Annotated in this window: 23 protein-coding genes; 12 read left to right on the top strand and 11 right to left on the bottom strand. The window is 43.3% G+C overall.

The window, feature by feature from the left end; translation table 11 throughout:
- The 10 genes from NO992_RS22405 to NO992_RS22360 all read left to right on the top strand — a co-directional run bounded on the left by NO992_RS22405 (position 1) and on the right by NO992_RS22360 (position 11,488).
- Positions 1 to 618, top strand: a complete 618-nt coding sequence (locus NO992_RS22405; RefSeq protein ID WP_010378743.1) for a 3'-5' exonuclease — start codon at positions 1 to 3, stop codon at positions 616 to 618.
- 109 nt (positions 619 to 727) lie between these two features.
- Entirely contained in the window at positions 728 to 1,738 is a 1,011-nt protein-coding gene (gene epd, locus NO992_RS22400; protein ID WP_010607557.1) for an erythrose-4-phosphate dehydrogenase, read from the top strand.
- A gap of 127 nt (positions 1,739 to 1,865) precedes the next feature.
- Complete coding sequence (locus tag NO992_RS22395; RefSeq protein ID WP_010378747.1) at positions 1,866 to 3,044, top strand: phosphoglycerate kinase; 1,179 nt, start codon at positions 1,866 to 1,868, stop codon at positions 3,042 to 3,044.
- A gap of 198 nt (positions 3,045 to 3,242) precedes the next feature.
- Positions 3,243 to 4,307 carry a class II fructose-bisphosphate aldolase gene (gene fba / locus NO992_RS22390; protein WP_371380572.1) on the top strand — a complete coding sequence of 355 codons (1,065 nt, stop codon included), beginning with the start codon at positions 3,243 to 3,245 and terminating at the stop codon, positions 4,305 to 4,307.
- Positions 4,308 to 4,837: 530 nt separating this feature from the next.
- A complete protein-coding gene (locus tag NO992_RS22385; protein ID WP_253107758.1) occupies positions 4,838 to 5,791 on the top strand; it encodes a porin in 954 nt (317 codons plus the stop codon).
- A gap of 295 nt (positions 5,792 to 6,086) precedes the next feature.
- Positions 6,087 to 6,776, top strand: a complete 690-nt coding sequence (phoB, locus tag NO992_RS22380; protein WP_010378755.1) for a phosphate regulon transcriptional regulator PhoB — start codon at positions 6,087 to 6,089, stop codon at positions 6,774 to 6,776.
- A 51-nt stretch (positions 6,777 to 6,827) separates the two neighbouring features.
- Positions 6,828 to 8,156 (top strand): phosphate regulon sensor histidine kinase PhoR, encoded by a 1,329-nt coding sequence (gene phoR / locus NO992_RS22375; RefSeq protein WP_010378759.1) that lies wholly within the window; start codon positions 6,828 to 6,830, stop codon positions 8,154 to 8,156.
- Positions 8,157 to 8,233: 77 nt separating this feature from the next.
- The gene (locus NO992_RS22370) at positions 8,234 to 9,202 is read left to right on the top strand and encodes a PstS family phosphate ABC transporter substrate-binding protein (protein ID WP_017216573.1); all 969 of its coding nucleotides are present in this window, start codon (positions 8,234 to 8,236) and stop codon (positions 9,200 to 9,202) included.
- 209 nt (positions 9,203 to 9,411) lie between these two features.
- A complete protein-coding gene (locus NO992_RS22365) occupies positions 9,412 to 11,034 on the top strand; it encodes a methyl-accepting chemotaxis protein (protein WP_371380569.1) in 1,623 nt (540 codons plus the stop codon).
- Between the two features lie 193 nt (positions 11,035 to 11,227).
- Positions 11,228 to 11,488 (top strand): hypothetical protein, encoded by a 261-nt coding sequence (locus tag NO992_RS22360; RefSeq protein ID WP_371380567.1) that lies wholly within the window; start codon positions 11,228 to 11,230, stop codon positions 11,486 to 11,488.
- Here the strand turns inward: NO992_RS22360 and NO992_RS22355 are convergent.
- The 10 genes from NO992_RS22355 to sfsA all read right to left on the bottom strand — a co-directional run bounded on the left by NO992_RS22355 (position 11,378) and on the right by sfsA (position 19,579).
- Complete coding sequence (locus NO992_RS22355) at positions 11,378 to 11,785, bottom strand: phosphate ABC transporter substrate-binding protein (RefSeq protein WP_010378767.1); 408 nt, start codon at positions 11,783 to 11,785, stop codon at positions 11,378 to 11,380. The genes NO992_RS22360 and NO992_RS22355 overlap by 111 nt on opposite strands.
- A gap of 11 nt (positions 11,786 to 11,796) precedes the next feature.
- A complete protein-coding gene (locus tag NO992_RS22350) occupies positions 11,797 to 12,990 on the bottom strand; it encodes a porin (RefSeq protein WP_371380565.1) in 1,194 nt (397 codons plus the stop codon).
- A gap of 331 nt (positions 12,991 to 13,321) precedes the next feature.
- Positions 13,322 to 13,552: a hypothetical protein gene (locus tag NO992_RS22345; protein WP_371380562.1), complete on the bottom strand. Its 231-nt coding sequence runs from the start codon at positions 13,550 to 13,552 to the stop codon at positions 13,322 to 13,324.
- A gap of 9 nt (positions 13,553 to 13,561) precedes the next feature.
- Positions 13,562 to 14,410 (bottom strand): pantoate--beta-alanine ligase, encoded by an 849-nt coding sequence (gene panC / locus NO992_RS22340; protein ID WP_010378775.1) that lies wholly within the window; start codon positions 14,408 to 14,410, stop codon positions 13,562 to 13,564.
- An 85-nt stretch (positions 14,411 to 14,495) separates the two neighbouring features.
- Positions 14,496 to 15,290, bottom strand: coding sequence for a 3-methyl-2-oxobutanoate hydroxymethyltransferase (gene panB, locus NO992_RS22335; RefSeq protein WP_010378777.1), 795 nt, complete (start codon positions 15,288 to 15,290; stop codon positions 14,496 to 14,498).
- Positions 15,291 to 15,310: 20 nt separating this feature from the next.
- Entirely contained in the window at positions 15,311 to 15,793 is a 483-nt protein-coding gene (folK, locus tag NO992_RS22330) for a 2-amino-4-hydroxy-6-hydroxymethyldihydropteridine diphosphokinase (RefSeq protein WP_045965070.1), read from the bottom strand.
- Positions 15,794 to 17,110, bottom strand: coding sequence for a polynucleotide adenylyltransferase PcnB (pcnB, locus tag NO992_RS22325; RefSeq protein ID WP_029215927.1), 1,317 nt, complete (start codon positions 17,108 to 17,110; stop codon positions 15,794 to 15,796). It lies immediately after the preceding gene.
- 173 nt (positions 17,111 to 17,283) lie between these two features.
- Positions 17,284 to 18,231: a tRNA glutamyl-Q(34) synthetase GluQRS gene (gene gluQRS / locus NO992_RS22320; protein ID WP_371380559.1), complete on the bottom strand. Its 948-nt coding sequence runs from the start codon at positions 18,229 to 18,231 to the stop codon at positions 17,284 to 17,286.
- A 10-nt stretch (positions 18,232 to 18,241) separates the two neighbouring features.
- Complete coding sequence (dksA, locus tag NO992_RS22315; RefSeq protein WP_017216564.1) at positions 18,242 to 18,685, bottom strand: RNA polymerase-binding protein DksA; 444 nt, start codon at positions 18,683 to 18,685, stop codon at positions 18,242 to 18,244.
- A 174-nt stretch (positions 18,686 to 18,859) separates the two neighbouring features.
- Positions 18,860 to 19,579, bottom strand: coding sequence for a DNA/RNA nuclease SfsA (gene sfsA / locus NO992_RS22310; RefSeq protein ID WP_371380557.1), 720 nt, complete (start codon positions 19,577 to 19,579; stop codon positions 18,860 to 18,862).
- Between the two features lie 76 nt (positions 19,580 to 19,655).
- Between sfsA and pepB the strand changes: the two genes are divergently transcribed.
- On the top strand, positions 19,656 to 20,951 hold the full coding sequence (gene pepB / locus NO992_RS22305) for an aminopeptidase PepB (RefSeq protein WP_017216562.1): 1,296 nt from the start codon (positions 19,656 to 19,658) through the stop codon (positions 20,949 to 20,951).
- Positions 20,952 to 21,011: 60 nt separating this feature from the next.
- On the opposite strand, the gene NO992_RS22300 is transcribed toward pepB, so the two are convergent.
- Entirely contained in the window at positions 21,012 to 21,431 is a 420-nt protein-coding gene (locus NO992_RS22300) for an HPP family protein (RefSeq protein ID WP_010378791.1), read from the bottom strand.
- Between the two features lie 137 nt (positions 21,432 to 21,568).
- Between NO992_RS22300 and NO992_RS22295 the strand changes: the two genes are divergently transcribed.
- Entirely contained in the window at positions 21,569 to 22,222 is a 654-nt protein-coding gene (locus NO992_RS22295) for a DUF2987 domain-containing protein (protein ID WP_371380553.1), read from the top strand.
- Positions 22,223 to 22,318: the final 96 nt, after the last annotated feature.

The following is a 22,318-nucleotide window of genomic DNA, read 5'->3' as shown; positions in this document are numbered from 1 at the left end:
ATGAACTGGTTTTCTCACTCAGTTGCTAAGTGGCGCTATAAACATTTGCCGTTTGCGCAAGCCGAGTTGGTGGTGCTAGACCTTGAACTCACCGGGCTTGACCCTAAGCGCCATGAAATTGTGTCGGCTGGTTGGTTGCCAATTAAAAATATGCGGATCCAAGTGAAAGATGCGCAGTATCATTTGAACAGTGAAGTGCGAACGCTTGCACAAAGTCCAGTTTTTCACGGTATTGATAGTAGTCGATTAGCTGAAGGTGAGTCCTTACAAACTTTGTTACTGGCGCTTCAGCGCGCGCTCCATGGTAAAGTGTTGGTATGCCATAACGTACAGATGGATTGGGCGTTTCTTAAGGCGGCATTTCAGCGCTTTGAGCTAAACGTAAGACCTGCCTTGCTGTTAGATACCATGCAGATAGATAAGCGTCGCGTGTTAAAGCAAGGCTATCCGTTGGCGCAGGATGCATTAACACTAAACGCTTGTAGAATGCGTTATGGTTTACCTCCTCATCAATTGCATGATGCGCTTAGTGATGCTTTAGCGACAGCGGAGCTACTGTTGGCGCAATCTCAGGCCATTTGTGCTGGTGGTAAATGTAAAATTGCGGATTTAACTTGAGTTAAAAAATTGCCCTAGCCCCTTACACATTTCACTCAGGTCGATTACAATAGCGCCATCAAAACGAAGGGGAACTTTCGTACTTGCGACTTCATGGATTTTCAATTTAATGACAATCAAGCTTGCAATTAATGGCTTTGGTCGAATAGGGCGTAATATCGTAAGAGCACTCTATGAGTCAGGTCGTCACCACGAAATACAAATTGTAGCCATCAATGAGTTGGCGGATCCTAAAGGGATCGCGCATCTTCTAAAATACGATACCTCACATGGGCGTTTTGCTTTTCCAGTTTCATTAACAGAATCTTTTTTGGAAGTAGCTGAGGATAAGATCCAGCTATTTTCAGAGCCGGATCCAAGTCACCTGCCTTGGCGTGCGCTGGATGTTGATGTGGTGCTCGATTGCACTGGCGTCTATCATTCTCGTCAGCACGCACTTGCGCATATTCAGGCAGGGGCGAAGAAAGTACTGTTTTCACATCCCGCGGATGCTGATGTTGATGCGACAGTGATCTTCGGTATCAACGAAGAGATACTGTTACCTGAGCACACCATTGTGTCTAACGGCTCATGTACGACAAACTGTATTGTTCCGGTAATTAAAGTGCTAGACGATAAGTTTGGTGTCGAGTCCGGCGCTATTACGACTATTCATGCCTCTATGCATGATCAACAAGTGATTGATGCTTATCACAGTGATTTACGACGTACACGGGCGGCAAGTCAATCCATCATTCCTGTTGATACTAAGCTTGCTCGCGGTATTGAACGTATTTTACCTAAGTTCCAAGGCCGTTTTGAGGCGATCGCGGTACGAGTGCCAACAATCAATGTTACGGCGATGGATCTGAGCGTTACGCTCAATGAAAATGTCACAATTGATGCGGTAAACTCGGTTCTAAAACAGGCCGCTGGTGGTCGTTTAGAAGGGGTGCTGAGCTACACTGAAGAGCCGTTAGTGTCGGTTGATTTTAATCACGATCCACATTCTTGTATTATCGATGGCACGCAAACTCGAGTGAGTCACAAGCGCTTAGTTAAGCTGCTAGTTTGGTGTGATAACGAGTGGGGTTTTGCTAATCGTATGCTTGATACCGCTTGCGTGATGATGCGTGGCTAATCATTTGTTTCAGACGCTGTTATAATCAAATTGTCTGCACAAAATTAAAACAATAATTTAAACCGAGGTGGCAAACGATTGCTGCCTTGTAGATAACAAAATGTATCGTTCTTTAAGGAGATGTCCAATGTCAGTCATTAAGATGGCGGATTTAGATTTAAACGGCAAGCGTGTGTTGATCCGCGAAGACCTAAATGTGCCAATTAAAGATGGCAAAGTCGCGTCGGACGCGCGGATCCGTGCTGCACTACCTAGTATCAAATTAGCACTAGAAAAAGGCGCTAAAGTGATGGTGATGTCTCACCTTGGTCGTCCAACCGAGGGTGAGTATGATGCACAATACTCTATGCAGCCGGTTGTGGATTATCTTAATGATGCGTTATCTCAAGATGTACGTTTAGTGACTGACTATCTTGACGGCGTGGATGTACAAGACAATGAAGTTATCGTATTCGAAAACGTGCGTTTTAACGTTGGCGAGAAGAAAGATGATGAAGTACTTGCGAAAAAACTAGCAGCGCTTTGTGATGTCTACGTGATGGATGCCTTTGGTACTGCGCACCGCGCACAGGCTTCAACACATGGTGTTGGCTTGTACGCTGAGGTAGCTTGTGCAGGTCCATTGCTTGCAGCTGAACTCGACGCGCTTGGCAAAGCACTAGATAATCCAGCTCGTCCTTTGGTGGCCATCGTTGGCGGTTCTAAAGTATCAACCAAACTAACCGTGCTTGATTCATTGTCTAAGGTTGTTGATCAACTCGTGACTGGTGGCGGTATCGCGAATACTTTCATAGCTGCAGCGGGTAACCCTGTTGGCAAGTCACTGTACGAAGCGGATTTGATCCCTGAAGCGAACAAGCTAGTGGCTGCTGCCAGAGCGAATGACGGCGATATTCCTGTTCCGACTGATGTGGTTGTAGGTAATGAGTTTTCAGAATCTGCAGTTGCTACTATTAAAGATGTAAGCGAAGTTTCAGACGAAGACATGATCTTTGACATCGGTCCTGATACTGCAACTCAGCTTGCTGAGATCATTGCGAGTGCTGGTACTGTTGTTTGGAATGGCCCTGTGGGCGTATTCGAATTTGATCAATTTGGTAATGGTACTGAGGCGATTGCCAATGCCATCGCTAAGTCGTCAGCATTCTCAATTGCTGGTGGTGGCGATACGTTAGCTGCTATCGATAAGTATGGTGTTGAGCAAGATATCTCTTATATTTCTACAGGTGGTGGTGCTTTCCTTGAATTCTTAGAAGGTAAAACGCTTCCTGCGGTCGCTATGCTTGAGCAGCGAGCTAGAGACTAAAATTGATTGAGGTAGCGCTAGGCTGCCTCTTAATATCAGGTAAACATCGCTCTCTCACATACTTGATGTTTGCTTGACGACGCGTAGCGTCTGGTTAGCCAACAAATAAAGTGGTTAACTTCATCAGCGTTGGCTGGTGTAAACATATTATCCGTTCAAACCGATAGCGGTGGCTATCAACAATTGGAGAAAAGCAATATGGCTTTAATCAGTATGCGTCAACTTCTCGATCATGCAGCTGAGCATGGTTATGGCGTTCCGGCATTTAACGTGAATAACCAAGAGCAAATGCGTGCGATCATGGAAGCTGCGGACAAGACAAATAGTCCGGTTATCGTGCAAGGTTCTGCTGGTGCACGCAAATATGCTGGTGCACCATTTATCCGCCACATGATTTTAGCGGCTGTAGAAGAATGGCCTCATATTCCAGTTGTAATGCACCAAGATCATGGTACTTCACCTGCTGTATGTCAGCGTTCTATTCAACTTGGTTTCTCATCAGTCATGATGGACGGCTCTCTAATGGAAGACGGTAAAACGCCTTCAAGCTACGAGTATAATGTGGACGTTACTCGCCGTACCGTTGAAATGGCGCACGCGTGTGGCGTGTCTGTTGAGGGTGAACTAGGTGTACTTGGTTCTCTTGAAACTGGTGAAGCTGGTGAAGAAGACGGTATTGGCGCTGAAGGTAAATTAACAGAAGATCAGCTACTGACAGATCCGGAAGAAGCTGCAGACTTCGTCAAGAAAACCAATGTAGATGCGCTTGCTATTGCATGTGGAACATCACACGGTGCTTATAAATTTACTCGTCCACCAACGGGCGATATTTTAGCAATTAACCGTATCAAAGAAATCCACGCTCGTATTCCTGATACTCACTTAGTAATGCATGGTTCGTCTTCGGTACCGCAGGGCTGGTTAGCAATTATTAATGAGTTTGGTGGTGAAATTCCTGAGACTTACGGTGTACCGGTTGAGCAGATTGTTGAAGGTATTAAATTCGGTGTTCGTAAAGTTAATATCGATACCGATCTACGTTTAGCATCAACAGGTGCTATTCGTCGCCACCTTGCGCAAAACCCAAGTAATTTCGATCCACGCAAATTCTTAGCGGAAGCGACGAAGGCGATGACTGAGATCTGTGTTGCGCGCTACGAAGCGTTCGGTACAGCTGGTCAAGCGGCTAAGATCAAGCCAATTTCACTTGATGATATGCACTTGAGATATCTAACAGGTGAGTTAGATCCTAAAGTGAAATAACTTACCGGATCAAAATTTGACTAAGTAAAATTGTGCATCGCACTTTGATACTTCAAAAAGCCTCTGAAATAGAGGCTTTTTTTGTATCTGATCCTTGATTGGAAGCCAATGTTCAATAGGGCTTGCAAGGTGAAAATACACTTGGATCGCCATTTTACTAGCGAAGTAAATAGGGATCAGATCTTTACTAACAAAGATCATTGTTTGACTAAGTGGATATATTTCAAAACCTCAGATCAATAAGTTAGCTTCGCTTAGATCATTTTTATACCAACTTGATCGAGCGTGAAGTAGTAAGAGGTTAGTAAGAAAATGATCTTGGGGACGATCTTGTTAGTAAAAATCTGATCCTGACCGTGGATGATCCCCAGCAGTTAATAAAATACTGATCCCGGAGTCAGTTTCTTGATCTCCAGCTAAAAGTGTCTAACTTTAAAAATACGAGATCTGTTCGCTACCTCCTCTGCGTCTGGCTTCGGCATCTCAAACCTTGTTGTACTGCGCCCAAATACTATCCAAGGTGATCAAAGATGAAAATGAAATACCTACCATTTGTTGCTCTAAGCCTTTGCTCTATGAGTGTTTGTAGTTATGCAAACGAAGCTGTATCTCTATACGGTAGAGCTCATGTCGGTGTACAGAATTCTGATAAGGATGGTGACAGCGATACTTCAATTGAAAGCTACAATTCTCGTATGGGATTAAAGGGAGCTGCAAAGCTGCAAGAAGGACTTGAGATTTTTTATAAATATGAATTCCAAGTTGAGATCACGGATCAAGACAAAGATGGTAAGTCAGGTGATAATCTTACAGCACGCTCTCAGTATCTTGGGGTTAAAGGTAGCTATGGTCAGCTCCTGATCGGCCGTGATGATACACCGATGAAAAAGTCGCAAGGCAAAGTGGACTTAATGAATGACTTTTCGGGTGATATTAATTCGTTCTTTGTTGGTGAAAATCGCCTTGGTGACACCGTGCAATATACAACTCCGGCTATTAATCATTTGCAGTTTACAGTGAGTTATATTGCCGACGACAACAGCAAACAAAACGGTGAAGATGGCTTATCTTTGTCGGCAAGTTACGGTGATAGCAAACTCAAGAAAACCAATGTATATGTTGCTGTTGCCCATGATAATAAAGTGGCGGGACAAGACATTAATCGCGTGACGGTACAAGGAAAGCTGGGGGACTTTAAACTCGGTGGTATGTATCAACAGAATGAAGCGATAGATAGCGATGAGGAAATAGACAGTTTTATGGTGAGTGCTGCTTACCAGATTGAGTCATATACCTTACTTGCCCAGTATCAAGATTCGGATGGGGCTGCAGGTAAGCTGAAAGACTCTGGCAATGCAGCCTCAGTAGGTGTGGAAAAAAGTTTAAGTAAACAAGCTCGTATGTATCTTTGGTATTCTAAATTTTCTTTGGATAACAACGAAGATCACAACACGATGGCAGTCACATTGAGATATGACTTCTAATTTACAAGGCGTAAAGCTACTTACAAAAGGCGTGCTGGTTGTGAATTGCAGCGCCGCTTTTGAAATATAGCTTGGAGGTCTTAGTCCATATTTCGAAAACACTATTTTGAAACCAACGTTTTAGTATAAAGTACCATGAAAATCAGGTGATTATAAATAAATAAGGTATTCCCTTTGTAGCCAAAAAAGAGATTTTTTTGGCTTGTTTTGCGTTTACACGTTACACTTTCATAAAAATGTCACAGTTAGTCATAATAATGACATCAACAACGTCGGTAACGAGAGAACATTGGGAATGTCACGTAAAGTACTTGTAGTTGATGATGAAGCACCTATCAGAGAAATGTTGGTGTTCGTACTAGAGCAAAATGGTTTTCAAGCAATTGAAGCGGAAGACTATGATTCAGCAGTTGCTGCTATGGTAGAGCCTTATCCAGATATGGTGCTACTAGACTGGATGCTGCCAGGAGGCAGTGGTATTCAAATTGCTAAAAAGTTTAAGCAAAGTGAATATACCCGTCAGATCCCAATCATCATGCTAACGGCAAGAGGTGAAGAGGAAGACAAAGTTAAAGGATTAGAGGTTGGTGCGGATGATTATGTGACAAAGCCTTTCTCTCCCAAAGAGCTAATGGCTCGTATCAAAGCGGTAATGCGCCGAGTTTCGCCGACGTCGCTAGAAGAAGCGATAGAAGTTCACGGATTACGTTTAGACCCTATTTCTCACCGAGTGACATCTGCGGGCACTGAGTTAGATATGGGGCCAACAGAGTTTCGTTTATTACATTTCTTCATGACACACCCTGAACGTGTTTATAGCCGTGAACAGCTGTTAGATCACGTATGGGGTACTAACGTGTACGTTGAAGATCGCACTGTAGACGTTCATATTCGTCGCTTACGTAAAGCTATCGCACCGCTTGGTCACGATCGCTTAGTGCAAACCGTACGTGGTGCAGGTTACCGCTTTTCGAGTAAACTGTAATTAGTATTCCAAGAGGAACTGAATTATTTGGTTCCTAAATGGATTTAGTCTATGTATCGAGTGATTGATAAACAGGCGTTAACAAGACGCCTGTTTTTGTATTTCCTACCACTAGCCTTAATTGGCTATTTAGTCAGTGCACCTTTTCTGTTTCTTTTCATCGGTGCTTTCGTCTTATTAGTTTGGCATTACAAACAACTCTATCGTTTGAGCGACTGGCTGCTCAACCAACGTAGTTTTAATCCACCTGAAGGTAAGGGCGCTTGGGAACAAGTGTTTGAAGGGATCTATCAACTTCAGCAACGTAATCGCAAAAAGCGTAATGAACTCGCTGAACTGATCCGACGCTTTCGTGAGGGGGCTGAAGCTATCCCTGACGCTGTCGTTGTACTGCAACAAGATCTCAGTATTGTGTGGTGTAACCAATTAGCCTTGAAAGTGTTAGGTTTGCAATGGCCTACAGATCATGGTCAAAGATTGGATAACCTTATCCGAGACCCTAAATTTGTAAAGTACATGCATGAACATCGCTTTGATGAAGCATTAGAGCTTGAGACTGGGCTTGCACATGAGCAAGTGTTGGAAATACGAGTAATGCCTTATGCCGAACAGCTTATGCTAGTGGCGCGTGATGTTAGCCGACTAAAGCAATTAGAGCAGATGCGCAAAGACTTTGTCGCAAACGTATCTCATGAACTAAGGACGCCCCTAACCGTCATGGCTGGCTACCTAGAGATGATGGATAGCGATAATATGCCACCCCCTGCGATGTGGGCTAAAGCACATGGCACTATGATAGATCAGTGTAAACGGATGGATAGTCTGGTAAATCAACTTCTTTCCTTGTCTCGAATCGAAGGGGCGAGAAAGCAAGACAATGACAAAGCCGTGAATATCCCCGCCATGCTTGATCTCATTCATACCGAAGCGAAGTCACTTAATCAGGAAAAGGGCCATGAGCTCATTTTTGATATTGATCCGACTTTGGATATCAAAGGGGCTGGGGATGAGTTACGTAGTGCTTACTCAAATTTAATTTTTAATGCTATTCATTACACCAAACCCGGTGGGCACATTCATGTACGTTGGTATTTAGAAAACGACTTGCCGACGTTTAGTGTTGTCGATAATGGCGATGGTATCGCGCCTGAACACATTAACCGACTAACTGAACGTTTTTACCGTGTGGATAAAGCACGAAGTCGAAAAACAGGTGGCTCGGGTCTTGGTTTAGCAATTACTAAACATGTGTTGTCTCGCCATGACTCAGCTTTACATATTGAAAGCAAAGTGGGTGAAGGCTCTCGTTTTTGGTTTGCTTTCCCCAAACAAAAGCGAATTTTTATGACAAATGATGAAAGTCATAAAAGTGTAATTTAAGAGTAATTTTATTGTCATTTTATCGCTGCACAATGAGCTGCGTAAAATAACTGGGACCAACAACTGGAGTGACCCCAATGAAATTTAAAAGCTTAGTTGCCGCAATGGGTGTGGCTATTACTACATTAGTTTCTACTCAAGTATCTGCTTTAGACGAAAAGTTACCAGAGTATAATAAAACCAGCGGTATCTCAGGAAACTTCTCTTCTGTAGGTTCTGATACGCTTGCTAACATGATGACGTTTTGGGCAGAAGAATATAAAAGAATTTACCCTAACGTAAATATCCAAATCCAAGCTGCTGGTTCTTCTACTGCGCCACCAGCACTAACGGAAGCAACGGCAAACTTCGGCCCAATGAGCCGTAAGATGAAGTCAAAAGAAATTGAAGCTTTTGAAAAGCGTTATGGTTATAAGCCAACAGAAATCCGCGTAGCAATTGATGCGCTAGCGGTATTTGTACACAAAGATAACCCAATTGAAGGCTTAACAATTGAACAGGTTGATTCAATCTTCTCTTCAACACGCAAATGTGGTTCGGCAGCACAGGCAAATCGCTGGAGTGATGTTGGTCTAACGGGTGATTGGGCTGCAAAAGATATTCAGCTTTATGGTCGTAACTCAGTATCTGGTACTTATGGTTACTTCAAGAAAAAAGCACTGTGTAAAGGCGACTTCCGCAATAATGTTAATGAGCAGCCAGGTTCTGCGTCTGTAGTACAGTCTATCTCGTCTTCAGTGAATGCGATTGGTTACTCTGGTATCGGTTATAAAACGTCAGGCGTACGTACCGTACCACTAGCGAAAAAAGGTACGAACTACGTTGATGCAACATTAGAAAATGTGGCACAGGGTAAATACCCACTGTCTCGATTCCTATACCTATATGTGAACAAGCACCCTAATAAAGAATTAGCACCTATCGAGGCTGAATTCTTGAAGATGGTGTTGTCTAAAGAAGGTCAAAAGATTGTTGAGAAAGACGGTTATGTTCCTCTTTCTAGCGAAATGGCGACACGCGAATTGAAAAAGTTAGGTTTACTTTAATCAATTACTCAACCCGCTAATTACTTGTTGTTATTGATGCCGCTCATTGAGCGGCATTTTTTATTTTCACACTTCTATGTTCCCAGATTGAATAATTTGTTTAAATCTTCATCCTCAAGCGGCAAAAAAGCTGGAAATATTCTATATTTAGTTAAAATTTATAATAAATCAGTCGATAATGAACTCGTCTTACTTCAAAAGGTGTATATATGAGTCTAGGTACTGCTTTTGCTGATCTTAGTATCACCAAAAAGATCCACGCAATTACGCTCGTTGCGGTTGTCGCTTTTGTGGTTATCGTGTTTGTTAATTACAACGCTATTAGTTCTAACCAAAGGGCCTTAAATGAATTAGAGGAGCAGACATATAAAATTCTTAACCTCGCCACAGAAAACGCAAATAAGCTGCAGAATTTAGATGAGCTATTCACTCAAGCTGTAACCTTCGGGGATGCTGAATTATTAGATAAAGCAAAAGAATATCAACAGCAAATCCAAGCTAACTTGCAAAAAATTGAGTCGGTACAAAGTGGCTTTATGCCCTCAGATAATAGCGACGAACTTGCACAATACGGCAAAATTGCGCAACAAATTGCTGGAGGAATGATAGATGGTACAGCTGATTTTTCCCGTATCCAAGAAGATGCCAAAAAGAAAACCGAGATCTACGAAGGCTTAGTCGCAGATTTTACCAAGGCTAAAACGAATGCGAATGATCGTTTTGTTGAATTACTTCAAAATACCGAAGAGCGCTCAGCAAACGCGCTCACGATAATGTTGATTGTGGCCGTTATTTCTTTACTTGTTTTGGTTTTCTTAGCGGTTGTGATTGCAAGAGGAATTGGTAACTCAGCTAAGGATGCGGCGCAAAATCTGAAACTATTAGCGCAAGGGCAGGGTTCCTTGTCCACCACGCTCAATGTGCGCTCTCACGATGAAATTGGCCAAGTATCCATAAACTTCAATGAATTTGTTGCGTTACTAAAAGGGGCGGTTGTCGAGGTGATGAGTGTCGTCGAGCCTTTGATGAAAGACTCAGGTCGTCTTGTTCAGGGGATGGAAAAAGCTGAAGGGGCAACGAATCAACAAACGCACGACGCGGAAGTGGTACGTCAATCTATGGAAGAAATGCGGTTAAGTGTGGGTGATATCTCTCACTCGGCGTCACAGGCGTCTGATGCTGCGCAGCTGGCCGAACAGGAAGTTGAGCAGAGTAAGCGCCAAATTCAGGTGTCAGTTAACGAGTCACAAGCATTAAGTGAAGAAATTAATCATGCAGCAGAGACGATCAATAAGTTAGCTGATGATACGCAGAACGTGACGCAAATCTTAAATGTGATCACATCAATTGCTGAGCAAACCAATTTACTTGCCTTGAATGCTGCGATTGAGGCGGCTCGTGCTGGTGAGCAAGGTCGAGGTTTTGCGGTGGTTGCCGATGAAGTCCGCGAATTAGCCTCAAGAACAGCAAAGTCGACCAACGAGATAAGAGAGCTTTTAAATGTGCTAACAGAAGCGGCAAATCAAGCGGTGAAAGCAATGACAAGTGCAAGCAGTATGGCAATTAATAATGCTGAAGCTGCAGCACAAACCGGGCAGTCGATTGAGCAGATAGCGGCACAAATCTTGTCAATTAATAGCATGAATGGTCAAATTGCTGCGGCAACGGAAGAGCAGACTTCTGTGGCGGCTATGGTAGTAAATAATGTGACATCTATGCACCGGTCTTTCCAAGACACAATGCAAGCGTTGAATGAAGTACAAGACGTTGCAGAGAATCTCCATGTATTGTCCGACAACTTGAAAGATGCAACCTCAAAATTTAGAGTCTAGGGCTTTATCAAAGAGAAATCATAAACGATAAATAAAAGCAGCCACATTAAGTGGCTGTTTTTATTTGATAAGGAATATTAGGGCCTGTTTATCTTCCAAGTTTGTTTTTGCAGCAGTTTGATTGGTATTTATACAAGGCAGAGCCTGCGTAGCATAGTCACTCTATGTAAGTCTGGCCGATAACACAGTAGAAATGCCAATCAAGCGCTGCCCTTTGGGTACACCTGAGTGCGCTTTGTTCATTGTTGCTCAACTTTTGCCTAGATCACTAGGCGGCAAGTCGAGCGTCGCGACCAAAACCCACTCAGAAGAACAAAAATCAAACAGCAAAGGTCAACTGGCCCTAGTATTTACCAATCACTTTGACGGCACTGGTTACTTTACTTGCATCAATATAACCAATTGCGTCTGCATTGCTCGAAACAAAATCGATTACCGCTTGGTCGCTATCTAGCTTCTTCGGAGGTGTTCCCTTTCCGGTGAATACTAATTTAGACCAATGAGCATTTAGCTGAGAGCTCGATTTACCAATCACTTTGTCGTTAAATTCGTCAAATACAGCATTGCCATCCTGATTCACAGGGGTCGCACTACTACCATCGGCAAATGATTTGCTTTTGCCAAGGAATAACTTTTTGATAGTACCGTCATCCACAGTAGATGCATTTGCTGAGTTCACGATAACAGCAACATCTGCTAAAGTTGCCTGGCTGGCTAACAGTAGCCCTAAGGTCATTATTTTTTTGATCATATTAGCCTCCGTTAGAATACTAAATCGATACCGAAGCTCAACAGCTCAACTTTTTGATCTGTTAGCGTGTTATCGAATTGGTTTAGTTCAATTTTGAACGCAGCTGATGGATGGAAGTCATAACGAGCACCAATACTCCACGTTTCTGATTCTGCACGAGCGCCTGCAAGCGCACCATTAACAAGTGTTCTTAAATAAGGTGCATTTGGATTGGTTGGATCGGTCGTGACAGGAATGGTTACACCATTTGGAGCGGTGATGGTGAGTGGGACAGAGTTAAACTCGTCGTTCTCATTCTTATCTTCATTGTGTTCGTAGGTTAGGTGAAGTGTCCACGTATCAATCCGATAACCGATAGATGCATAGTACTGTTGCTGTTTAGCAAGTATGCTGTTGTCTACGTCGAACTGAGTGTATTCTGCATCGAACAAGATATCATTATAGTCGATAGAAATACCAATTGCGGCAAAGTAAGCATCATCTTTGTCGACTGCGATGTCATCCGCTTGTTGAGTTAGTCCATAACCAGTCAACCCCGCTAACAATCCAGATAGTTCAGGACTATTAGCTGCGCTAATACTCGCTTCGGTAGCAAAGTAGGCCGCACGTGCACTAAACCAATCTCTGCTCAGTGTCCAGTTAATACCGACTGTGTTGTTTAACTCTGCTTCATCTGAGTAGGTGATAGCAACAATGTCGTCATCTACGCTACCTAAAGCCAGCTGTACTGTGCTTTCCCATTCGCCTAATGTTGAGTTGTGGATATAGCTCAATCCATTATAGGTGCTAAAGCTTAGGTTATATACAGATTGAGGTGGTTTAACCCAACGGTATGCATAACCCACATCTAAAAAGTCAGAATAGCGATAGAATGGTATACGCATTTTACCTGCGCTTATCTGTGAAGAATCTGAAATCGCATAGGTTAAGTATGCCCATTCAAACTCGGCATCAAAGTCATTCTGACCACGGCCCACGATCTGTGCTGTGGCAGTTAGACTTTCTTGTAGATCGGCGGAAAGTTGTAGGGCGAATAAGCTACGGTTTTCCATATCAAAATCATTGTCATAGCCATATAGTGTGTCGTCACTATCTAGCGTTTGACCACCAATAATGGAAGCAAAACCATTAATTCTGATTTCAGCGGCGCTGTGAAAACTCACTGTCCCAAGCGCTATCGCTAATGTAATTGCTGACTTTTTCATATTGATCCCCATTTTCTTTGCAAAGAGTCGTGTCGGTAACGCTAATTCAAAGCGCTGATATGAGCACAAAAATAGCGTTACTTTTGTCTTAGAGATTAGAATAAAAACCAGAAATAACAAGTTATTAAGAAAAGTTAGTGCTCACTGCTTACATTATTTAGTAAACCAAGTATTGAGCCAAGTTAAGCTGGTGCTGTACGTCTATCTCATCAGACCAGTTTATTGTATCGCAAAATATTCTAAAAAGGTGAATAAAAAATAACAGCGGGAGTTAGAAAGTGTTTGTATTTAAAAGAATATTAAGGGGTCAAGTTGCTAAAAAAAGAGCAAACTATCGTTTGCTCTCGGTAATTTTTTCAGCCTGTACTTTGCAGGCATTATACTGCTCAATACATTTATCAGTGCATATCTGTAAAGACATTGTCTCTGGTGTGTTTTGCATCTCACAGCTGCGTTCGCATTGATAATTCTGTTGTGCGCACTGATTCAACTCAGGTGAGATAGAGTTACTGCACCCCAATATGGTGGTAGAAAGTACTAACAAGGCGAACGCATTTTTCATTATTATTCCTTAGACTGTGACTTGAATATTATCAATCAGTCTGACTTTACCGAGAAAAGCTGCGGCAAGAATGACGAGTTGATTATCTTCGAGTGTAGCAGGTTTCAAGCTATCTTTTTGACAAATGTTAAAATAATCCAACTTTAAACCGGCATTATGCAGCATTTCTGTTGCATTTTTTGTTACCTTCGAAAAATCTTTTTCGCCATTTTCTAAAGCGCCAGCTGCTGCTTTTAGCGCTTGAAAGAGTACTTTAGCAGTATCTTTTTCAGATTCAGAGAGGTAACCATTACGTGAACTCATCGCAAGTCCAGAAACTTCTCTTTGAGTCGCAACACCAATCACTTCAACGGGAATAGACAGGTCTTTCACCATTGTTTTGATGACCTGTAACTGTTGAAAGTCTTTCTCACCAAAGCAGGCAAAATCAGGTTGTACTAAGTTAAACAGTTTTGTGACAACCGTTGCAACGCCACGAAAGTGCCCAGGGCGTGTGCCACCGCAGTGTCCTTCGGATACTCCCGGTACATCAACAAAACTTTGCGCATTTAGTCCGTTTGGATATATGGTTTCAACGGTAGGCGTAAACACAATATCGGTTTCTAGTTCTGCAAGGCCTTGCTTGTCTTGCTCAAGCGTACGTGGGTAGCTGTCGAGGTCTTCGTTCGCACCAAATTGCATTGGGTTTACAAAGATACTGACAACGACTTTATCCGCTAGGGTTTTTGCTTTTTCTACTAAGGAAAAATGACCGCGGTGAAGGTTGCCCATCGTTGGTACGAAGGCAATGCTTAATCCTTGTTGGCGCCAAGCTTTAATCTGGCTTCGTAACGATTTAATCTCAGTAACTGATTGCATGTTGTACTCTAACTCAATAATAACAATACCAACTCAAACAAAACGCTTGAATCGGACTTAGCGATAAGTATTGCTCATCGCAAATTTAATTAAATTCGTGATCAGGCCCCGGGAAGTCACCTGATTGCACGTCTGCACAAAACTTTTTCACCGCATCTGGCATGTTGCCGGTTTCGAGCAGGAAGTTCTTCGAAAACTTAGGAATATAGCCTGCGGAAATACCAACTAAGTCGTGCATAACCAAAATTTGGCCATCGGTCTCTTTACCAGCGCCAATACCAATGACCGGAATTGCCACGGCATCGGTAATACGTTTAGCCAATGCTGAAGGCACACATTCAATCACAATCATTTGTGCACCAGCACGTTCTAACGCTTGTGCATCGGCTATCATTTTTTGCGCCTGTGCTTCTTCACGACCTTGAATTTTAAAGCCGCCAAACACGTGCACTGATTGTGGTGTTAAACCTAAATGACCACAAACAGGGATCCCTTGCTGAGTAAGCAGTGCAATGCTGTCGTAAAGCCATTCACCACCTTCAAGCTTAACCATATTAGCACCAGAGCGCATCAAGGTAGCTGCATTCTGACAGGCTGACTGCGGATCTGAATAGCTCATAAAAGGCATATCGGCGATAACGAATAGCTCTTTACTACCAGCTCTGACACAACGGGTGTGATAGGCAATGTTATCCGTGGTAACGGCTAAAGTGTCTTCACCACCTTGTAAAACCATACCCAGAGAATCACCCACTAAGATGACATCTACGCCATTGTCGTGAAATAACTTTGCAAAACTTGCATCGTATGCGGTGAGGGCTGTTATTTTTGTTCCTTCACGCTTCATTTTGGCAAGTGTTGAGACGGAAATTTTTGCCATGGTAAACCCCTTGGATTGGTTTATTTGAGGATTGCTAATCCGTTAAGTGGTAACTTTTGTGTTAAAGAGTCAAGCTCAGTGCCATCAGGTAATTTGAGTTCTGGCGTTATCTCTAATAGTGGATAGACGACAAATTCTCTTTCTTTCAAGCCGTAATGTGGCACCGTAAGTCTATCACTGTTAATGGTATCGGTATTAAAAAGCAGAATATCTAAATCGAGCGTGCGCGGTCCCCAGCGCTCAGCTTTGCGTACACGACCATGTTCAAGCTCTATTTGTTGCAACACATCGAGTAAAGACTCTGCTGTTAATGATGTCGCCAGTTTTGCTACGGCATTCACATAATCAGGTTGATCTTGAGGGCCCATAGGTTTTGAGCCATACAGGCTAGAGTGCTGGACAAGCGAGAGGTCTGGATGGGCGGCGAGCACATCGAGTGCTCGCTGTATTTGTGCCATCGGTTCGGATAGGTTTGCACCCAATCCAATGTACGCAATATTCATTTAATCTTCTTTTGGTTTTCTTTTTGGCTTACGTCTATTATAACGACGCTTAGGTTTGCTTTGGTTACCTAAGTTGCGCACCATGTCTTTTTGGCCGGTGACGTCATTCTTTAGGTAATCAGTCCACCAAGCTGCAAGTTCTTCTTGCTCTTGCTCACCACTTTCAACACGCAATAATAGGAAATCATATGCGGCTTTGAATCTCGGCTGCAAGCTTAGGCGATATGCACGCTGGCCTGAACGTTTATCTAGGCGTTGTTGAATATGCCAGATATCTCGGGCACCTAAAGTAAAGCGTTTAGGCACTGCAACGTGTTTAGCATTTTCAGCAAGGACGTGATTAATGGCTTGCATAAAGGCATCATATTCATTCATACCTTCGGCCGCGAGCGCTTCGCTTTTAGCTAAAATAGGGAACCATAAAAGTGCTGCATAGATAAATGCAGGGGTTACTTTTTTATCCGCGTTGATACGGCTATCCGTATTGGCAAACATTTGCTGAATAAAGCGACGTTCAAAGTCATTATCAGGCTGTGCTAGGATTTTATCGAGCGCGGGGAATAATTGTGCAAATAAGCCGTATTCACGCATTTGAAGAAAATTTTCTTCCGCTTTACCATTTAAAAATAGCTTTAGCGTTTCTTCGAACAAGCGTGCAGCTGGGATGTGCCCAAGTAACGGCGCTAATGCTTTAATTGGAGTGCGGGTCGGGGTAGCAATCTCCATATCCAGTTTAGTTGCAAAGCGGATAGCTCTCAGCATACGTACCGGATCTTCGCGATAGCGAGTTTCAGGATCGCCAATCAGCTCAATTTTACGCGCTTTAATGTCAGCAACACCACCTGCAAAGTCGCGTAAGGTAAAGTCATTGATCGAATAATATAGCGCATTGATAGTAAAGTCGCGGCGTTCGGCGTCTTCTTCAATACTGCCGTAGACATTGTCGCGTAATAGCTGCCCGTGTTCGCTGGCTTGACTTGTCGTGGCACAAGAGTCATCACTTTGGTGATGGCCACGCATGGTGGCAACTTCAATAATTTCCCGTCCAAAAACAATGTGCGCAAGGCGGAAGCGACGACCTATTAAGCGACAGTTACGGAAGAGCTTTTTGATTTGTTCAGGTGTTGCATTGGTAACGACATCAAAGTCTTTAGGTTCAATTCCTAGCATGATATCGCGGATACAACCACCAACTAGGTAGGCATCATAGCCACCGTCTTTTAAGCGATAGAGCACTTTGATAGCGTTAGGGCTAAATTGTTTACGAGATATACCATGCTCGCTGCGAGGAATTATCGCAGGTGTCGGGCTGGCCATTTTCACCGTCTCATCGCCTTTTCCAGTTACAAACTGGCGGCAAAAGTTTACAAGCTTGGAAATAATAACTCGTCTCCTGAGCAATCAAGTTTTCTATTCTAGTCGTTGTGAACCACTGCTTTTGTCTTAAAACAGGTCGCATTTAAGGCTCGCTATCATATACTCAAATGAGACTAAATTGAAGTACTTGAAAACAGTGGGCGAAAAGCAAAATCACCATTTTCTAGAGAGTCTAGTTGAATTTCCTGTACTTTAGGAACGCTATCTAGACTAAAAATATCAATAGCGTGAATCAGTAATGCGTCAACATCTTGATAATTATGGAGAGAATCAACTGGCACATGCAAATAACGCAGCGCGGCATAAAGGGTTGGTAACGGGTTGCGGTTATCAATAGCTGGAGCATGATTCTGCTTAGACAACTTAAATCCGGGCTCTGCGACAGCCAGTGGTACGTGAGCGTACTCAGGTGATGGCTGATTGAGTTGTCGAAATAAACTAATTTGTCTTGCTGTGGGTTCTAGCAGATCGGCACCACGCACGATATGACTAATCTTTTGTTCTATGTCGTCAACGACCACCACCAATTGATAAGCAAATAAGCCGTCGCGGCGTTTAACGATGTAATCTTCATGCGCAATTGCAGGGGGAATGACAACCATGCCTTGTATTGCATCATTAAATTCAGTAACTGGAAAGCGCTGCTGTAGGCGCAAAGCATTATCTTGCCAACTTAGCGCTAAAGCTCGGCAATGATTGTTATAAAACCCACCCATTGCTTTAATTTGCTTTCTAGTACATTGACACGCATACACAAGAGAGTCTGATTTTAGTGTCGTCAAATAGGCTTGGTATAGGGCATGGCGCTGCGATTGATAGACAACGTCTTCATCCCAGTAAAGGCCATATGCTTCAAGTGTGGTTAATATATTGTCGGCAGCACCCACAACTACGCGCGGTGTATCAATGTCTTCGATGCGAACGAGCCATTTACCTTGATTGACTTTTGCATCTAAATAGCTACTCAAAGCGGCCACAAGAGAGCCGAAATGAAGCGGTCCGGAAGGCGAGGGAGCAAATCGACCGCGATAGCTCCCAGTTTGCTTTAAGCTTGGGGACACAGGGCTGAGATTATCCTCTGCCTTGTTGTTTTTCTTTGATTTCTGCGAGAGATTTACAATCAACACAAAGATCAGCTGTTGGACGTGCTTCTAAACGGCGAATGCCGATTTCAATACCGCACGACTCACAAAAGCCGAAGTCATCATCTTCGATAAGTTGAAGTGTTTTCTCAATTTTCTTGATTAGCTTACGCTCGCGGTCGCGAGTACGCAGTTCAAGAGAAAACTCTTCTTCTTGCGCTGCACGGTCCACAGGATCAGGAAAGTTTGCCGCTTCGTCTTGCATGTGTGTCTTAGTACGATCTACTTCATTACGTAGATCGGCACGCCATGCTTCTAATATCGCTTTGAAATGAGCACGTTGTGCTTCATTCATGTATTCTTCGCCTGGCTTTTCTTGATAAGGTTCTACACCGGCTTGAGCCAATAACCCTAGTTTTTTCTGGTCTGGCATACCATTCTCCTAAATCCTTAATACATAACCCCAGCTTTCGCCGGCGGGTATAAATAGCAAAATCTTTACCCCTTAGCAAACACTTTTTTACTGCAAATGTCAGCCACTTTTTTCAATGTTTAACTATTTGGGGGAGAAAACTATCACGGCTATATGTGGGCAGCATGAAAAAAGTCAAGCGTAATCAAAAGGAATTTCTTCAATTAATTGTACTTGGTTGTCGTCAATATGTGCTCGGTAAGCAATGATTTCTACTCCATGAGAAATTGCTTCTTTTACTAACGCTGCATATTTTTGATCGATATGACTGGCTGGTTTGACACAATTGATCCCTGTATGGAGCGCGGCAAACAGTAACACCGCACGATGACCTTGCTGTTTAATGTGGATTAATTCTCTAAGATGTTTTTGACCTCTTAAGGTTTCTGCATCAGGGAAAAAACCTTGCTGTTGCTCGAGCAAAGTCACCGACTTTACTTCAACGTAGCAGAATTGCGAGGATTGTCCATTTTCGAGGCTGCTCAACAAAATATCAATTCGGCTATTTTCAGCCCCGTATTTTACCTCAGTTTGAAGTGTTTTGTAGTCTCGCAGTTGCGTTATTCTTCCTTGCTCTATGGCCTCAACAGACACTTTATTCGCCACCGCTGTATTTACACAAATAAAATGACCATCATTATCTTGCGTCAGCTCCAACGAATGAATGTACTTTCGTTTAGGGTTATCGCTGGTGGAATAATAGGCTGTAAATCCTGGGTCTGCACAATTGGTCATTCTACCAGTATTGGCGCAGTGAACGGTGAATTCGTCACCACTTGGGGCGCGTAAGTCGACAAGAAAGCGTTTATATCGTTTGAGCAAGGTTGCTTGTTGTAATTGCCTAGAAAACTTCATTGGTCGCTTTAGGTTGGGTGTATTTAGTGGCTAGTGTACACTTAACCACACTTACAAGCACAAGAGTGAAAAGAGAATGTCAGAGAAATTTATTGTACGACTGAGTGAAGACGCAAAACCAGAGTATTTATCTGCTGGTGCTGCATTGTCGTTTGAAAAGGACGGTGCTTTTATCCATTTACAACAAGACGAAACGCTGAAAAATATTCAAAAAGCGGCTCGTAGCATCGCACAACAAGGGATTAAACAAGTTCATCTAGAAGGTGACTTGTGGTGTACTGAATCTCAATGGGCTTTTTATCAAGGTTTTGTGTCACCAAAGGCATTAGATGGTGTGGTGTTTGTTGACAACGACCAGTCAGATCTAAAAGAGCTTGATGCATTAAAAGCGTCGGCAACATGGATGCGTCAGATGATCAACGGGACGGCCGAAGATATTTATCCTGAAAGCCTTGCTGGAAAAGCGGCTGAGTTTATTCAGTCATTGGCACCTGAGCATGTTAGCTATCAAATCATTAAAGGCGACGCGCTGTTGGAGCAGCAATGGATTGGTATCCACGAAGTGGGACGCGGCAGTGAGCGTCCTCCTGTGTTGCTTGAGCTTGACTACAACCCAACAGGTAATGATGACGCACCAGTTAGTGCGGCACTTGTGGGTAAAGGGATCACGTTTGACTCAGGTGGGTACTCGATTAAGCCAAGCGAAGGCATGCTTACGATGAAGTGTGATATGGGTGGTGCGGCAACCGTAACGGCTGGTTTAGCGCTGGCTATTCAACGTGGTTTTGACCGTCGTGTTAAGTTGTTCCTATGTTGTGCTGAAAACCTTATCTCAGGCCATGCCTATAAGTTAGGTGATATTCTTACCTACAAAAATGGTACCACAGTGGAAATCGTAAATACCGATGCAGAGGGTCGCTTAGTGCTTGCTGATGGCTTGATGGCTGCCGGTGAAACAGGCGCAGAGCTTATTATTGATGCCGCGACATTAACGGGCGCTGCGCTCGTTGCTGTAGGCCAAGAGTACAATGCGCTATTTGGTTTAGACAAAGCGCTTGTCGGTGATGTACAGCAGTTCGCGAGTGACGAATTTGAAGCCGCGTGGCCACTGCCTCTAGAAAAGTGGCATCAAAATAACTGTCCATCGCCTTATGCGGATACAGCTAACAGCCGAGCCCAAAAAGGTGGCGGCTTTGGTGGTGCATCAAATGCAGCGGGTTTCCTGTCTCGCTTTGTACCAAATGAAGGTCAAGGCTGGGTGCATATTGATCTTGCGGCTTCTTTCCAAAATAGCGCTAGTGGTCAATGGGCTGCAGGTGCAACGACGTTAGGTATGAGAACCGTAGCGAGAACGCTTCAAGAAAAAGCCTAATCATGCCGTTAGCTGAGTGTATTCCGCGAGACAGTGGAATACACTCGCTTGTTACCACGTTTAAGACAAAAGTGCAGCAGCGAGTCGCACAAAGTCCGATGATGTTAGTATTCCAACCAATTTGTTTTGCTCGTCTACCACAGGCATACAGCCATGGCGATTATCGACAAAAAAGCGCACCACATCTTGTAGTGATTGACTTGGGCGCACACTCGCAAAATCGGTCGCCATAATATCTTGTACTTTTGTTTGCTTTTCTTTTCTTGCAAGCGCATTTGCGCCATAGGTTGCCATTATTCCCATTACCTTGGCGATCATAATCTTTTGCGTGAGCATACCAACTAAGGCTCCTGCTTCGTCAATCACAGGAATGTGACGAACATTTTTTTCTTTCATTAAATTGTGCGCATCTTGCAAGGTATTTTCAGCAATCACTGCGAACGGATCTGGGGTCATTAAATCAGCTACGGTTTGGGTCATCTGCTACTCCTTTTCACTCCATATGCTTATGTTGAGTTTAGCCTGATCTATTTGGCATGTATGGAATTGAGATCAAGTTTTGAACTATTTCTCGAAGTACTCCTCTTATGAAGATAACAATAAGAAAGGATAACCCAATGAAAAAGTTACTGATGTTCGGTGCTGTTGCGAGCTTACTTTGCAACTCTGTTTTCGCCGCTGAGCGACGTGTTGAATATGGTGAGATTAATCAAATTCTAGATTTAATCGCCAACAAAGCGCAATCGCAATATATCTTGTCTAAATTTACAGTGGAAGTGAAGCAGCCTGATATCGCGCTAGAGGATATTAAGCTATGGCTGGAGCAAGATGGCAAGATCATTGCTGATGGTATCATAGATAAAGACGGCAATATTGACCTACCTATTCTCCCGCAGTCACGTGCTGATAAAGTTAATTTAGTGATCAATCAAGAAAAAGATGCCGTTGCTATTATGGTCAATACGGATATAGCGCCGCTGACTAAGCAGCGGGTTATGTATCGCGATTTGTTTATCCTTTTAGAGGATATGGACGCTTTTGTTGAGTTGATGGCAGGTAGCTTGTCTTGGCTTGCTCCAAGCTTTGATGAACTAGAGTTTACATTTACCGAACCTGCATCAATTCAGTTTGTGGATGCAAAAGGTAAAACTCAAAAGTTTGTGACGGATGATGAGTTTAAGATCCAAATCCCTAATAAGAAAAAGTGGATGAAGCAAAATCCATCCTTGCAATTTAGTGCCTTACCAACGCAGTTTGCGCCCATTGACTAGGGGAGATAGTCCGTATGCCTGCTAGGGCCTGTTGACCTTTGCTGTTTGATTTTTGTTCTTCTGAGTGTGTTTTGGTCGCGACGCTCGACTTGCCGC

Origin of the sequence: Pseudoalteromonas sp. DY56-GL79 (genome assembly GCF_041414765.1) — a bacterium.
GTDB lineage: Bacteria > Pseudomonadota > Gammaproteobacteria > Enterobacterales > Alteromonadaceae > Pseudoalteromonas > Pseudoalteromonas piscicida.
Note: the sequence above shows the minus strand (reverse complement) of the source record. Positions and strands in the feature narration are given on the sequence as shown.